This window comes from Bacillus sp. Marseille-Q1617 (assembly GCF_903645295.1).
Classification (GTDB): domain Bacteria; phylum Bacillota; class Bacilli; order Bacillales; family Bacillaceae_B; genus Rossellomorea.
In genome coordinates this window covers 654,253-667,566 of the sequence record NZ_CAHJXM010000002.1, presented here as the reverse complement: position 1 = coordinate 667,566, position 13,314 = coordinate 654,253, and the positions used below count along the sequence as shown (strand labels likewise).

Below are 13,314 nucleotides of genomic sequence, written 5' to 3'. Positions count from 1 at the left end.
TTTCATCCTTCCGCCTTTAGCTCAAGAATGGTATCGCGAAGCTGGGCTGCCCGTTCAAAGTCGAGCGCCTTGGCCGCTTCTTTCATTTCCACTTCCAGGCTAGCAATAAGTTTTTGTCTCTCAGGTTTCGACATATTCGAAACTTTTGTCTCTTTCCCTTCGTAAACCCCTGCTTCTTCTGCGGCATGAGTCGCACGGATGACATCCCTGATTTCTTTTTGTATCGTCGTCGGTGTGATGCCGTGTTTCTCATTATATTCCTCTTGGATTTCACGACGGCGTTTCGTTTCGTCAATCGCTTTCTGCATCGAATCGGTCATCTTATCAGCATACATGATGACCTTACCGTTCGAGTTACGTGCTGCACGTCCGATCGTTTGAATCAGGGAACGCTCGGAACGGAGGAAACCTTCTTTATCCGCGTCGAGAATCGATACCAATGAAACCTCAGGGATATCGAGCCCCTCACGAAGCAGGTTGATCCCGACGAGAACATCAAATTTACCCAGACGGAGGTCACGGATGATTTCGATTCGCTCAAGCGTCTTGATTTCAGAGTGCAGGTATTGGACCTTGATGCCGATTTCCTTTAAGTAGGCTGAAAGATCCTCTGACATTTTCTTGGTCAATGTCGTCACGAGGACACGCTCATTTTTCTCGATGCGTTCATTGATTTCGCCAAGAAGGTCATCAATCTGCCCCTCGATCGGGCGCACTTCGATGATGGGATCGAGCAGTCCTGTCGGACGGATGATCTGTTCGACCATTTCCGGGCTGTGCTCAAGTTCATATGGCCCAGGTGTGGCTGATACATAAAGAAGCTGTTGTACCTTCTCTTCGAATTCCTCAAAACGGAGCGGTCTGTTATCCATCGCAGAAGGCAAACGGAAACCGTGGTCGACAAGGACTTTTTTACGTGCCTGGTCACCATTGAACATTCCCCTGATCTGCGGGAGGGTCACGTGGGACTCATCCACGACGATCATGAAATCATCCGGAAAATAATCCAGGAGGGTATATGGTGTAGAACCCGGCGGTCTGAGCGTCAAGTGACGGGAATAGTTTTCAATCCCGGAACAGAAGCCCATTTCCCTCATCATCTCAAGGTCATAGCGGGTTCTCTGTTCAAGCCGCTGAGCTTCTAAAAGCTTTCCGTCTTCCTTCATGATCGCCAACTGCTCTTCCAGTTCTTTTTCGATATTTTTGATTGCGACCTGCATCTTTTCTTCACGGGTTACGAAGTGGGATGCCGGGAAGATGGCGACGTGATCACGGTCTCCCATGATTTCGCCCGTCAGTGCATCGACCTCTCGGATACGGTCGATTTCGTCCCCGAAAAACTCCACGCGCATACAGTGTTCGTCGCGTGACGCCGGGAAGATTTCCACAACATCCCCGCGTACGCGAAACGTACCGCGCTGGAAATCGATATCGTTACGTTCATATTGGATATCCACAAGCTTGCGCAGAAGCTGATTCCGCTCAATCTCCATGCCTGTCCGGAGGGAGAGGACAAGCTCACGGTATTCTTCCGGGTTACCCAACCCGTATATACAAGAGACGGAAGCAATGATGATGACATCCCTGCGCTCGAATAAAGCGGATGTCGCCGAGTGGCGCAGCTTATCGATTTCATCATTAATGCTCGCGTCTTTTTCTATAAATGTATCGGTCTGGGGCACATACGCCTCAGGCTGATAATAATCGTAGTAGCTGACGAAATATTCGACAGCATTATCAGGGAAAAAATCTTTGAATTCGCTGTAAAGCTGACCGGCAAGTGTTTTGTTGTGGGCAATAATCAATGTCGGTTTCTCCACTTTTTGAATTACATTGGAAACGGTAAAGGTCTTACCGGTACCCGTTGCACCAAGCAGCGTCTGATGACGTTTTCCCTCATTAATTCCTCCAACCAATCTGTCAATCGCCTTCGGCTGATCGCCCTCCGGCTTGTATTTGGATTTTAACTGAAATTGTTCCTTCACCGTGAAACCTCCTATAATAAAGGATCCGTACCTTGTTATTTACCTATTTATTCACAAATTAAACACAGTCCATTCATCTATACACATTCTACCACATATCATACAGGAATAACCAATGAAAAGCGAACAAAAGTTCGTTTATTTTTGTGGATTGTGGATATGGAAAGAAATCTTATATTTTGGAATGATTGAGCGTGTGGATAAGGAGGGAAAGATGAATTAGTTAGAGGAGAAACGGACGAAATACGGACAATTTTTTCGATTTACCAACAAAAAATGAAAAATGCGGACAAATTTAGGTGTTTTACCGACAATTCGACAGAAACAGACAACTTCTGGCCTCCAACAAAATCGTCATTTACTTTCACGCTTTAAAGCAATCTGGGACGGGCCTTCAAATAATAAAGAAATACACACAGGTTGTGAATAACTATGTGTATAAGTTGTTATAAAATGTGGAAAACACTCATTTTATCCACATAAAAGAAAATAAACTGTGAATAATGTGTATGAATACGCATTCACAATGTGAATAAATTATTTCCCGATCCATTTATACACAAAAATACATCACTTATCCACAATCCACAACAAGAAAAAAGCCTGAGCACCGTTTCATCAACGGTGTTCAGGCATTTTTTCTTGCTTTGATCATCATTTGGTTGCTGTACCAGAATCCGATGGTCAGCGAGGCGGCGTCGATTACGATCAGCCACCAGGAATCTGTATACCCTTTGGAAACAGATGCAGCAATGAGTGCTACGGTAAGTATAAGTCCGACATAGTGATTGTACGTGACCCTTGTGAACAGGACCACGAGCAATCCCGGTAAAAAGATACCCAGTATGATTTTAGACACGGTCCACTCTCCTCAATTGAAGGGAATAACCATATTTTAACGAATATGCTTCTTTTAAGAAAGGATTTTCTCCCTATCCCTCCCCGTCTTGGATCAATCTCTCCGTCCGCTCTTTCAATTCACTGTGGGGAATGAATTTCTCGGAAAGCATATCCGGGAGTATGTAATCCAGGAAGTACCGGACACATTCCAGTTCTTTGAACTTTACGATTGTGGACAATGCACCCTGATAGATTTCCATGAACAGCGGATCGGGGTTGCCTTTCTGGATTTCACCGAATGATTCATACAGGAGATCGATTTTGTCTGCCACAGACAAGATCTTCCCTTCCAGTGATGCGTCTTTTCCTTCTTTGAACCTTCCTCTGTATACCTCTTGGTATTGGGGAGGAAATTCTGTCGAGATGAATTTCTTTACCATTTCGTCCTCGACCTGGCTGAACAGTTCGCGGAGTTCGACGGATGCATACTTCACGGGCGTTTTGATGTCTCCAGTGAACAGTTCGGCATAGTCATGGTTCAGTGCTTTTTCATAGAGGGATTTCCAGTCGACTTCCTGCCCGTCCTGTTCCTCCACGGTTCCAAGGAACTGAGCGATCTTCGTTACCTTGAAGGAATGACTGGCCACATTATGTTCATGGTATTTAAATCGGCCCGGACAGCGGACGAGCGTCTCCAGGTCGGAAAGACTTTTGAAATAATGATGAATTCCCATAGTATTCTCCTCTCTCTTTTATGGTCCCGGATGTACTTACCCTTTTTCTCTTTCCTGGAAACAAAATCAGTTCTCGTTAAGCAGTTCCTCCACTTCCCCAAGCAGAATGGCATTGAGTGCATCATGGTGAAGTGTCGGGATTTGGTGGGAGGCACCTGGAATGATATAGACTTTTTTTGGATGACAATCCTTGTAGCACTCCATTTGATCGTTCAGCCAGTCCGATTTTTCTCCATAAATCAACAAGAGCGGCAGCTTGCACCGGTTCATTTTTTCAATACCGTCATAATAAAGGGACTGCTTGTAAAAATGGTACCAGATTTCCGGATTCGCCTTATTCATATGAAGAAGCAGTTCTTTTCGTTCCATCTTGCTTTTCGTGTGCGCTTTGGAAATGATTTTAGCTAGGCGGACGGGATGGTTCCGGACCAGCTTCATTCCGGCCAGATGCATCAGCTTCAGTTTGTTGTGTATCACTTTCGGATAAGCCCCGATCAGGATGAGGGCGCAGACCTTATTTTTAAATAGTGATGCAAACTCCTGCGCGATCACCCCTCCGGCAGAGTATCCGATGAGTACACATGTGGATAACTTCAAGTGATCCAGAAGGAAGTTGATTTCTTCCGCATAGGAATCGAGGCTGACAAATGTCTTAAAGGACGGTGAATCCCCGTGTCCCGATAAATCCGGGATGATCAGCCGAAAATGCTTGGCAAGAGTGTGCTGTTTGGAAAAAACGATCCTCCCCATTCCCGGGGGATGAAGGAATACGAGCGGTGTCCCTTCCCCCATATCCTCGAAGTATAATGTCGAACCCTGATAGGGTACGCTTGGCATATATGAAAACCTCCCTTAATCCGAGTGAGTATCTACTACACATTGTTCTCGGGTTAAGGGAGTTCTAGTCATCATTTTTAGATTAGGCGGACCGAAACGACGCCGTCGATGGCTTTCAATTTCGTTTTGACGTCGCTTTGCTCTTCTTCTGTCAGTTTCTGGTCTAGGTCGATCATCGTGTAGGCCCACGTATTTTTACTGCGGTTGATCATATCGGCGATGTTGACGGCATAGCCGGATAATGTCGTCGTGATGCCGCCGACCATGTTCGGGATATTTTTATGCATCACGGTCACGCGCATCTTCCCGCTGTGAGGAAGTTCTACGTCCGGAAGATTCACCGCGTGCTTGATGTTTCCTGTCTCAAGATACGTTTTCAGCTGTTTTGCCGCCATCACGGCACAGTTTTCTTCGGATTCAACGGTTGAAGCGCCCAGGTGGGGAACCGGGACGACATTGTCCAATTTCAATACGTGTTCGTTCGGGAAATCCGTGACGTATTTTTTGACGATGCCGGCATTCAAAGCTTCACCCAGCGCACTTTCTTCAACAAGCTCGCCCCTCGAGAAATTCAGGAGAGTGATGCCCTTTTTCATGCGCCTGAAGCTGTCATTATTCACAAAGTGCTTCGTTTTATCCGTAAGCGGGATGTGGAAGGTGACAAAGTCACACTGCGCCCACACGTCCTCGATATTATGAGCTCGCTTCACATCCTGCGATAATCTCCATGCGGCGTCGACTGAAATAAATGGATCGTAGGCGACAACATCCATCCCGAGGGCCAGTGCATCGTTCGCGACGAGGACACCGATGGCACCGAGTCCAACGACACCGAGCTTCTTCCCCTTGATTTCACTGCCGACAAACTCCTTTTTCTTAGCCTCGACGACTGTGGACACATCTTCTTGGTTATGAAGCGTTTTTGCCCAGCCTACCGCTGAGTAGAGATTACGGGCGGAAGCAATCAGGTTTGCGAGTACAAGTTCTTTCACGGCATTGGCATTTGCCCCCGGGGTGTTGAAAACGACAATCCCCTTATCCGTGCACTCATCCACCGGAATATTATTGACACCTGCCCCGGCGCGGGCAATCGCTTTTAAAGACGGAGGGAATGTGAAGTCATGGAGATTCTTCGACCGTACAAGAAGCCCGTCCGGAGCTCCCTCACCATTCAGGTGATAGTTGATGTCGTCCTCGATTAATGAAAGTCCGCTTTTTGAAATCGCATTGTACGTATTGATTGTAATCATCATGATCCTCCTCCACTCAAGTTCTGTTCAAATGTTTTCATGAAATCGACGAGCTCCTTCACACCTTCGACCGGCATGGCGTTATAGATGCTCGCACGCATGCCGCCTACCGACCGGTGACCCTTCAGAAACTCGAGTCCTGCTTCCTTCGCTTCTTTTAAAAATCTGGCATTCACTTCATCGTCATCCGCTTTAAATGGAATATTCATCAGTGACCGATTTTCTTGTGAAACGGGATTATGAAAGAGTCCGGACTGGTCGATATAAGAATAAAGAAGTTGTGCTTTCTCCTCGTTACGTGCCTCCATCCCTTCTACTCCGCCATTTTCTTTCACCCATTCAAGCACAAGCTTCAATACATAGATGGCAAAGGTCGGCGGGGTATTGAATAGGGAGCCGTGTTTGACATATGTCTCGTAATTCAGGAGAGTCGGACAATAATCAGGTGCCTTTCCGACAAGGTCTTTACGGATAATGGCGACGGTGACGCCTGACGGGCCGAGATTTTTCTGGGCTCCGGCGTATATGAGGCCGAACTTGGAAACATCGAGCTTCTCGGAAAGAATATGAGAAGACATATCCGCGACCAGCGGGATATCACCGGTATCCGGATAGCCATTGAACCGTGTTCCTTCTATTGTATTATTCGAGGTGATATGTACATACCGTGCTTTTTCTGAAAAATCCTTTGCGGAATAAGCCGGGATCGCCGCCTGATTTTTCATTGTGTGCGTCCGTACTTCCCCCACTTTATCCGCTTCTTTTACCGCTTTCTTAGACCAGCTGCCTGTCACGATATACTCGGCAGTCTCCCCGGGACCGAGCAGATTCAAAGGGATCATCGAGAATTGAAGGGAAGCCCCTCCCTGCATAAAGAGGACGTGATAGTTTTCCGGGATGGCAAGAAGTTCCCTTAGAAGTGCCTCAGCCCCATCGATGATCTGTTGAAACGGTGCAGAACGATGGCTGAGCTCCATCACCGACATGCCTGTACCTTCATAATCAAGCATTTCACGCTGTACCTTTTCAAGCACCGGCTTCGGCAGAACGGCAGGACCGGCCGAGAAATTATAGACAGTTTTCATGTACAACACCACCTCATGAAAGTTCAGAATTTTTCCACAGTATAGTGAACACTGTCATTTCAGTCAATACCACAGAATCGACATGTAAACGCTTAATCACCCCCTTTTTTGAGCGATTGCATACCCATCGTATCGTTCTTTTGAATTTTGAAATTTTATTGAAGGCCCGTCCCGCACTGCTTTAAATCGGTAAAGGAAATCGCTTTAAAAAGGGACTTTATTACTCTATTGAAGGAATTTTGTGGAAGTGGTATAGTGTAGTGGGTAAATATTCTGAAAAGTTTGTAATGAAATTGTAATCACCATATTAAGGGAGGGGCCCCGATGAGAAGACAACTTCTAAGGCTTCCTGTTCAATTCATCCTTACATGTCTGGGTTTATTTCTATTCAGCGGTGCCGGGTCACTGCTTATGTACGATCACGAACTCGTCATACATATTGCTAAATACCTGCATACGCTGGAACTGATTCTAAAGGATCTGCTGGACCCCGGAAATATCCTGATCCGTTTGGAAGCGGACGGGAAGGACTATCCGATCTTTCCGATGCTGTTAAAATTATTCGGCTATTCTTTCCTGCTGCTGGCGGCAGCCTTTCTCATTGCTGTCGTGAGCGCTGCTCTATTAAGTTATGTATCTATGCTTCTGCCTCGCAGGGTACATCGACTTTTCTTGAAAGTTCTTGATCTGTTCGATTCCCTGCCTGATGTACTGGTGGTAGTGATCCTGCAGTTATTTATCATTTGGCTGTTTAAAAAGACCGGTATTCTTTTTTTCGATATGTATGCACTCGGAGAAGAAAGGATTTATGTTCTGCCGATCATTTGTTTAGCCGTGATGCCGATCGCCTTTTTGATCAAGAATTTTTTGTTTCAACTGCGTGAAGAAGGCGATAAACCGTACGTGGAATTTTCTTTATCAAAAGGGTTTTCCAAGGCCTACACCCTTTGGGTCCATCTTTTCAGGAATGTGTGGATCAGTTTCTACTATCATATAAAACCGATCTTCCTGCTCATGCTCTCGAATTTGTTGATTATTGAAATCCTCTTTAACATCAATGGATTCATGGTGGCTATGTTATCGGTTGCCGTCAGTGAGCCGAGTGCATTCTTTATCGGCATGCTCATGATTTATGTGCCTTTCTTCATCTTATTCAGTCTTGGGCAGCTCTTTATTACAAAATATACGGGCATCCATGAGGAGGTGGAAGCATGAGTGTGTTCAGGTCTTATCGTTTCTGGATTCCGCTGCTGATCTTACTGGCCATGATCATCGGAAGCTACCTGGTCCCGGTTCTGGATCCGGATTTTCAAGAGTCCGGTCCATCTTATATGACCGATGAAGAGACTGGCAGGGTGATTGCCGCACCCCCATACTCCCTTTCCGAAATGCCTCCGCTCGGGAGCGATAAACTCGGAAGGAATATGTTCATCATCCTGGTGGCGGGTGCTAAATACACCCTATTATCGGCGATGGCCATCGCCTTGTTGAGAATGGCCGGCGGATTTATCACAGGGGTGCTGTATGCCTTTCTTCCCCGCTGGTTCCGGGCAGGTGCAAAAGGATTGTTGGACACATTCAATTTCATACCGCTTGCCATTGTGGTCTATATCCTGCTGTACCCCCTTCAACTCGCATTCGCAGGGGGGGCCCTTCCATCCTTCAGATTCCTGATCATCGAAGTCATCGTGATTTCATTGATTGTCATTCCATCGCTAGGAATGTACGTAGGACAGGGGATGCATGACTTCTTGAAACAGGATTTCGTGGCGGCTTCCCGGACGATGGGGGCGGGGCGCATCCAGTTGATCCGCAGGCATTTGTGGCCGTATTTCAGCCGCCAGTCGATCGTATTGTTTTCCGAACAGCTCGCACAGACGCTTTTTCTCCTTGTTCAGCTCGGGATCCTGCATATTACATTGGGAGGACTGATCACAGAAAATTTCGGGGTTCTGGAGTACATCCCTCAGTATTTTTCTGTCACAAATGAATGGGCTGCAACGATGAGCATCAACATTCAGCAGATCTTCAATAAACCGATGCTGTTACTTTCACCTTTGCTGTTTTTTGCGGTTTCGATTTATTGCGTGAATCAGATCAGCTCCGTCCTCAGGCAGGTACTGATCGAGGGGCATATGATCAGGGGAAGACGGAGAAAAAAGATAGAGCAAACAACTACTGTCCTTTCTAAGCAGAATATTGAGGATTTTCATTTCGTTCAAGGGAGGAATCAGCATGAATCCATTTAGACTGGTCACTGTTTTATCACTCTCCCTTCTTCTTCTTTTATCAGGCTGCCGTGTCGTCCTGGTCGATGAATCACTGAAACAGACCGCAGAGGAACCTGAAGCAAAGGGAAAAGAACAGATTTCGCTGCAGTCCACCATGCAATTCAGCAAAGATAAATTGGTGTTTCGCGGAGTGACGGATTTACCCCAGGGGTCAGTCATCGAAGCGAGTTTAAAGGAATACCCGGATGAAGTGACGCTGGAGCAGGTCATGAATGCGGAAGCCGATCCAGTGGATGAGTCTAAGATCTCACAAACAGGGGAAGTGGAAGATGATGGATCCTTCTTGATCGTCATGAAACGGGAGAAGCCTGAAAAGCGATATCAGGTATCCGTTCAATTCAGGCCGGAACTGCAGCCTCAGCCCGTGAAAGATCTCTATGGAGAAACCGGGGAAAACATCGGTCCTGGCGAAGGGGTCTTTCAATATGAGGTCGACCAATCCCAATTCACCGGAATCGCACTATACGGCGCCCTTCCAAATATCGAGGATGGCGGATTTTATTATCGAGGGAAATGGGATTTGCATGAGACTCAGGAAAAATCGAGGCCTTCGTGATGGATCGCGACATTTCCTCCAACACATTAAAAAACCTGTGCCGATAAAAAGCACAGGTTTTTTTGCGTAAGGAATCACCCAGTCAGGATATCCTCCTTCGGATATCGGATCTTTTCCTTATCCGGTTTTGATAATGAGAATGCAAGCGTCAGCGGTCCGAGCTTCCCGATGAACATGACGACGATGATGACACTCTTCCCTATTTCGGTAAGGGAGCCTGTGATGCCCATCGAGAGGCCGACGGTTCCGAATGCCGATACGACTTCGAAGAGGATCGGCAGGAAATCAGCCCCTTTTTCACTGATGTTCATGATGAACAATGCCGTGAACACAAGAAATACACTCATCATCGAAACAGCGAGAGCTTTAAAGATATGAAACTCGCTGATCGTGCGGCGGAACAGGCGGATTTCCCGTTTCTCTTTTAAGAATGCAAAGGCACTGAGTGATATGACCACGAATGTCGTGAGCTTAATTCCCCCGCCGGTCGACGCGCTTCCTGCCCCGATGAACATGAGCAGGATGGTCAACAATATGGAATCCCGTTCCATGCTCGCATAATCTAGTGAATTGAATCCTGCGGTACGCGGCGTCACTGCAGAAAAATAAGCAGCCTGCAGCTTATCGAACAAGGACAGATTCGCGAGTGTACTAGGGTTGTTGTATTCCAGGATGAAGAGGATGATCATGGCTGCCGTATTGATGATCAACGTCCCCCACAGCATGATTTTCGTATGGAGTGACAGCTTCCTGAACGATCTCTTCTTATATAGATCGACCAGCACGGTAAATCCGATCCCGCCGATGATGAATAGGGACGAAATCACGATATTCACAGTCGGATTCCCAACATATCCCATCAGACTGTCAGGCCAAATGGAAAACCCCGCGTTATTAAAAGCGGATATCGAATGAAATAAACTCACATACAAGCCTCTGCTCCATCCATACTCAGGCACCCACTCCATTGCAAGCAGCACAAACGCAACTGCTTCGACCGAAAAGGCAAAGACGAGTAAATACTTCACCAGCTTTATGACACCCCCGACAGAGGTCTGATTCAACGCCTGCTGAATCAAGAGCCGCTCCTTGAAACCTATTTTCCTGCCGATCATCATAAAGATCAGGACGGCAAATGACATGATGCCGAGACCCCCGATTTGGATCAGGCACATGATGACGACCTCACCAAACAGCGTGAACACACTGCCTGTATCAACGACGATCAATCCGGTGACCGTCATCGCAGAGACCGATGTGAATAAGCCATCCAGCATCGTAATGCCTTCCACTGTAGCAAACGGAAGCTTTAAAAGGAGCATCCCGAGCGTACTGAAAAAGATGAATGTGACCACCAGCAGCTGCGGCGGGGTCCATTGTATGGCTTTCTTCTTCATGGATTATACACCTTCTTTTTCAAAGCGATTAATATCACGGTTATGACCGATCACAATCAGAAGGTCCTCCTTTTGAATCACTTCGTCCGCTGATGGAGACACGATGACTTCTTCACCGCGGTGGATGGCAATGATATTGCAGCCGTACTTCGCGCGCACATCCAGTTCCATCAGATTTTTTCCGGCCACTTTTTTTGTAGCGAGAACCTCGACAATGCTATGTTCCTTCGATACTTCTATATAATCGATAATTTTTTCAGACGTGATGTGATGGGCAATCCTTCTTGCCATGTCTCGTTCCGGATGAATGACTTTGTCGGCCCCGATCTTGTCGAGCACCTTCTGATGATACGCATTCGAAGCTTTGACCCACACCTCTTTGACGCCGATTTCTTTCAATTGAAGCGTCGTCAAAATGCTTGCTTCTACATTCTCGCCGAACGAAACGATGACATGATCAAAGTTCCGCAGACCGAGTGATTTCAGTACCGATTCGTCCATCGCATTTGCCTGGACGGCATGAGTGGCAACGTCCTGGTACTTCTGGACGACATCATGGTGAATATCGATGGCGAGCACTTCTACATTGAGTTCTGCAAGTTCCTGTACAAGATTTCCTCCAAATCGTCCTAATCCGATGACTGCAAATTGTTTCTTCATGATGAGTACCCTCCAAAACCTTTTTATTAGCTTAACCATTTGATGTTATTCAACTCCGCTGCCGTTGCAAGTCTGGCACAAGCGGGAGATGAGATTTGTCGAAATATCCTTCATTTTTAAAAACGCCTAAGTGTTTTTGCTGACCCCGGCTGTTGATTGGAGTGCAGGACGCAGACTCCTGCGGGAAAAGCAGCTAATGTGAGACCCCACAGGAGCGAAGCGACGAGGAGGCTCACGGGCTACCCGCGGAAAGCGAAGTCCTGCACGGAAATTAACAGCGGTATTGAATGACCATAGTAAAAAAACAGCACAAAAAGACCACAAGGAATACACCCTGTGGTCGTCAATTTTTGATCACAAGTATCATCCTCTCCCATTACGCTTACGAGGTTAGCTGACGGATTCGGGCGATGGAAGTAGCCCTACCCCATCCCACGCACAGCAACTTTTCGATAAATCCCAAGCATCAATCGGCATCCCAATAGGTGTACCGTCCCATGTCTGGAGGTTTATTCAGTTGATCTGGGCAGCGATGAGGATTCACCCCTGTAACTCGGGTCCCCCGCTTCAAATTGAATTAAGCGATAAAGAATATTTGTTTGATGATAGTTATCATACTCCTCGCCCCGATTCTTGTAAATAACTTTTTTGTAAAAATTCCTTCTCAGAAAAATGGAAGATATTTTTCATACCGCGGGAGGTTTCCCATTCAATAATATGGGGAAAATCCTACATAAGTAATATGAACGAAGTACTAGAAGGGACGAATGGATATGGCGGATTTTTCTTCAATTGCATCAAAAATCACAAGCAGTCAAAACTCATCCTCCTCTCAGGATATCAAGCCCTGGATCAGGGGATTTGCACGTATCGGATATATCTCAAGGGGAAGTGTGTATTTGATGATCGGAGCGCTGGCGCTTATGGCTGCTTTAGGGGTCGGCGGGAGCATGTCCGATTCGAGCGGAGCATTCAGTGCGGTTGCACAGGCTCCATTCGGTGAGGTGCTGTTATGGATCGTCGGGTTCGGGATCATCGGAATCGTTATGTGGAGTTTCATCGAAGCGTTCAAAGATCCCGGTCATTCAGACAACTTGATGAAATCAGCGTTCAGAAGACTTACTCACTTCATCAGCGGCATCATATATGGTGCACTTTCCTACAATGCCTTCATGATTGCCATGCATGCTAAAAGCGGTTCGGGATCTGGATCCAAACAGTCCCTGTCGGCGAAGCTGCTGTCACAGCCTTTCGGACAATGGATCGTCGGAATCGTCGGTGCCATCATCATCGGCTATGCACTTTACGAAATGTATTCTGCTTATAAGGAAACGTACACAAAATATTTCAAGAGGCACGAAATGTCTGATAAAGAGTGGCAGCTGGGTAAAAAAGCTGGAAAACTCGGATTATACTCCCGCGGATTCGTCTTCCTGCTGATTGGTTATTTCTTCATCCAGACAGCCATCACCGCAGACCCCGATAAAACGAAAGGCCTTGACGGGGCATTATCAAAGATCGCCCAGCAGCCCTTTGGGCAGTGGATTCTTGCCGCTGTTGCGGTTGGGTTGTTCTTTTACGGAGTTTATCAGATTTTGAAAGGGAAGAATCGACATTTGAGTATGTATTGATGAAATAGATAGATAGTCGGCAGAGCCTGAAATGATCAGGCTCTGTTT

General features: G+C 46.7%; 12 protein-coding genes and 1 riboswitch. Of the genes, 4 read left to right on the top strand and 8 right to left on the bottom strand.

What is annotated here, in order from left to right; genetic code table 11:
- Positions 1-2: 2 nt before the first annotated feature.
- The 6 genes from uvrB to serC all read right to left on the bottom strand — a co-directional run bounded on the left by uvrB (position 3) and on the right by serC (position 6,731).
- Positions 3-1,985, bottom strand: coding sequence for an excinuclease ABC subunit UvrB (gene uvrB, locus HWX64_RS14710; protein ID WP_175990289.1), 1,983 nt, complete (start codon positions 1,983-1,985; stop codon positions 3-5).
- Positions 1,986-2,613: 628 nt separating this feature from the next.
- Entirely contained in the window at positions 2,614-2,844 is a 231-nt protein-coding gene (locus HWX64_RS14705) for a CsbA family protein (protein WP_175990288.1), read from the bottom strand.
- Positions 2,845-2,917: 73 nt separating this feature from the next.
- A complete protein-coding gene (locus tag HWX64_RS14700) occupies positions 2,918-3,559 on the bottom strand; it encodes an HD domain-containing protein (RefSeq protein ID WP_175990287.1) in 642 nt (213 codons plus the stop codon).
- 66 nt (positions 3,560-3,625) lie between these two features.
- A complete protein-coding gene (locus HWX64_RS14695) occupies positions 3,626-4,396 on the bottom strand; it encodes an alpha/beta fold hydrolase (RefSeq protein ID WP_175990286.1) in 771 nt (256 codons plus the stop codon).
- Between the two features lie 77 nt (positions 4,397-4,473).
- Complete coding sequence (locus tag HWX64_RS14690; protein WP_175990745.1) at positions 4,474-5,646, bottom strand: phosphoglycerate dehydrogenase; 1,173 nt, start codon at positions 5,644-5,646, stop codon at positions 4,474-4,476.
- Positions 5,646-6,731 carry a 3-phosphoserine/phosphohydroxythreonine transaminase gene (serC, locus tag HWX64_RS14685; protein ID WP_175990285.1) on the bottom strand — a complete coding sequence of 362 codons (1,086 nt, stop codon included), beginning with the start codon at positions 6,729-6,731 and terminating at the stop codon, positions 5,646-5,648. Before serC ends, HWX64_RS14690 begins: the two co-directional genes overlap by 1 nt.
- Positions 6,732-7,055: 324 nt before the next feature.
- On the opposite strand from serC, the gene HWX64_RS14680 reads away from it, so the two are divergent.
- The 3 genes from HWX64_RS14680 to HWX64_RS14670 are packed head-to-tail and all read left to right on the top strand — an operon-like array spanning position 7,056 to position 9,578.
- Positions 7,056-7,946, top strand: a complete 891-nt coding sequence (locus HWX64_RS14680; RefSeq protein WP_175990284.1) for an ABC transporter permease subunit — start codon at positions 7,056-7,058, stop codon at positions 7,944-7,946.
- Positions 7,943-8,980, top strand: a complete 1,038-nt coding sequence (locus tag HWX64_RS14675; RefSeq protein ID WP_175990283.1) for an ABC transporter permease subunit — start codon at positions 7,943-7,945, stop codon at positions 8,978-8,980. The genes HWX64_RS14680 and HWX64_RS14675 overlap by 4 nt, the downstream gene beginning before the upstream one ends.
- Complete coding sequence (locus tag HWX64_RS14670) at positions 8,967-9,578, top strand: hypothetical protein (protein ID WP_175990282.1); 612 nt, start codon at positions 8,967-8,969, stop codon at positions 9,576-9,578. The genes HWX64_RS14675 and HWX64_RS14670 overlap by 14 nt, the downstream gene beginning before the upstream one ends.
- A 74-nt stretch (positions 9,579-9,652) precedes the next feature.
- Here the strand turns inward: HWX64_RS14670 and HWX64_RS14665 are convergent, their stop codons facing one another.
- Complete coding sequence (locus HWX64_RS14665; RefSeq protein ID WP_175990281.1) at positions 9,653-10,975, bottom strand: TrkH family potassium uptake protein; 1,323 nt, start codon at positions 10,973-10,975, stop codon at positions 9,653-9,655.
- Between the two features lie 3 nt (positions 10,976-10,978).
- Positions 10,979-11,635: a TrkA family potassium uptake protein gene (locus tag HWX64_RS14660; protein WP_175990280.1), complete on the bottom strand. Its 657-nt coding sequence runs from the start codon at positions 11,633-11,635 to the stop codon at positions 10,979-10,981.
- A 363-nt stretch (positions 11,636-11,998) separates the two neighbouring features.
- A riboswitch (cyclic di-AMP (ydaO/yuaA leader) is annotated at positions 11,999-12,229 on the bottom strand.
- Between the two features lie 173 nt (positions 12,230-12,402).
- Here HWX64_RS14660 and HWX64_RS14655 point away from each other — a divergent pair.
- Entirely contained in the window at positions 12,403-13,266 is an 864-nt protein-coding gene (locus tag HWX64_RS14655) for a DUF1206 domain-containing protein (RefSeq protein WP_254871161.1), read from the top strand.
- Positions 13,267-13,314: the final 48 nt, after the last annotated feature.

What these genes read in the sequence shown, in the direction of transcription:
- HWX64_RS14700 (WP_175990287.1), bottom strand. Translation starts at nt 3,559, where the DNA reads ATGGGAATTCATCATTATTTCAAAAGTCTTTCCGACCTGGAGACGCTC.
- HWX64_RS14695 (WP_175990286.1), bottom strand. Translation starts at nt 4,396, where the DNA reads ATGCCAAGCGTACCCTATCAGGGTTCGACATTATACTTCGAGGATATG.
- HWX64_RS14690 (WP_175990745.1), bottom strand. Translation starts at nt 5,646, where the DNA reads ATGATTACAATCAATACGTACAATGCGATTTCAAAAAGCGGACTTTCA.
- serC (WP_175990285.1), bottom strand. Translation starts at nt 6,731, where the DNA reads ATGAAAACTGTCTATAATTTCTCGGCCGGTCCTGCCGTTCTGCCGAAG.
- HWX64_RS14680 (WP_175990284.1), top strand. Translation starts at nt 7,056, where the DNA reads ATGAGAAGACAACTTCTAAGGCTTCCTGTTCAATTCATCCTTACATGT.
- HWX64_RS14675 (WP_175990283.1), top strand. Translation starts at nt 7,943, where the DNA reads ATGAGTGTGTTCAGGTCTTATCGTTTCTGGATTCCGCTGCTGATCTTA.
- HWX64_RS14670 (WP_175990282.1), top strand. Translation starts at nt 8,967, where the DNA reads ATGAATCCATTTAGACTGGTCACTGTTTTATCACTCTCCCTTCTTCTT.
- HWX64_RS14665 (WP_175990281.1), bottom strand. Translation starts at nt 10,975, where the DNA reads ATGAAGAAGAAAGCCATACAATGGACCCCGCCGCAGCTGCTGGTGGTC.
- HWX64_RS14660 (WP_175990280.1), bottom strand. Translation starts at nt 11,635, where the DNA reads ATGAAGAAACAATTTGCAGTCATCGGATTAGGACGATTTGGAGGAAAT.
- HWX64_RS14655 (WP_254871161.1), top strand. Translation starts at nt 12,403, where the DNA reads ATGGATATGGCGGATTTTTCTTCAATTGCATCAAAAATCACAAGCAGT.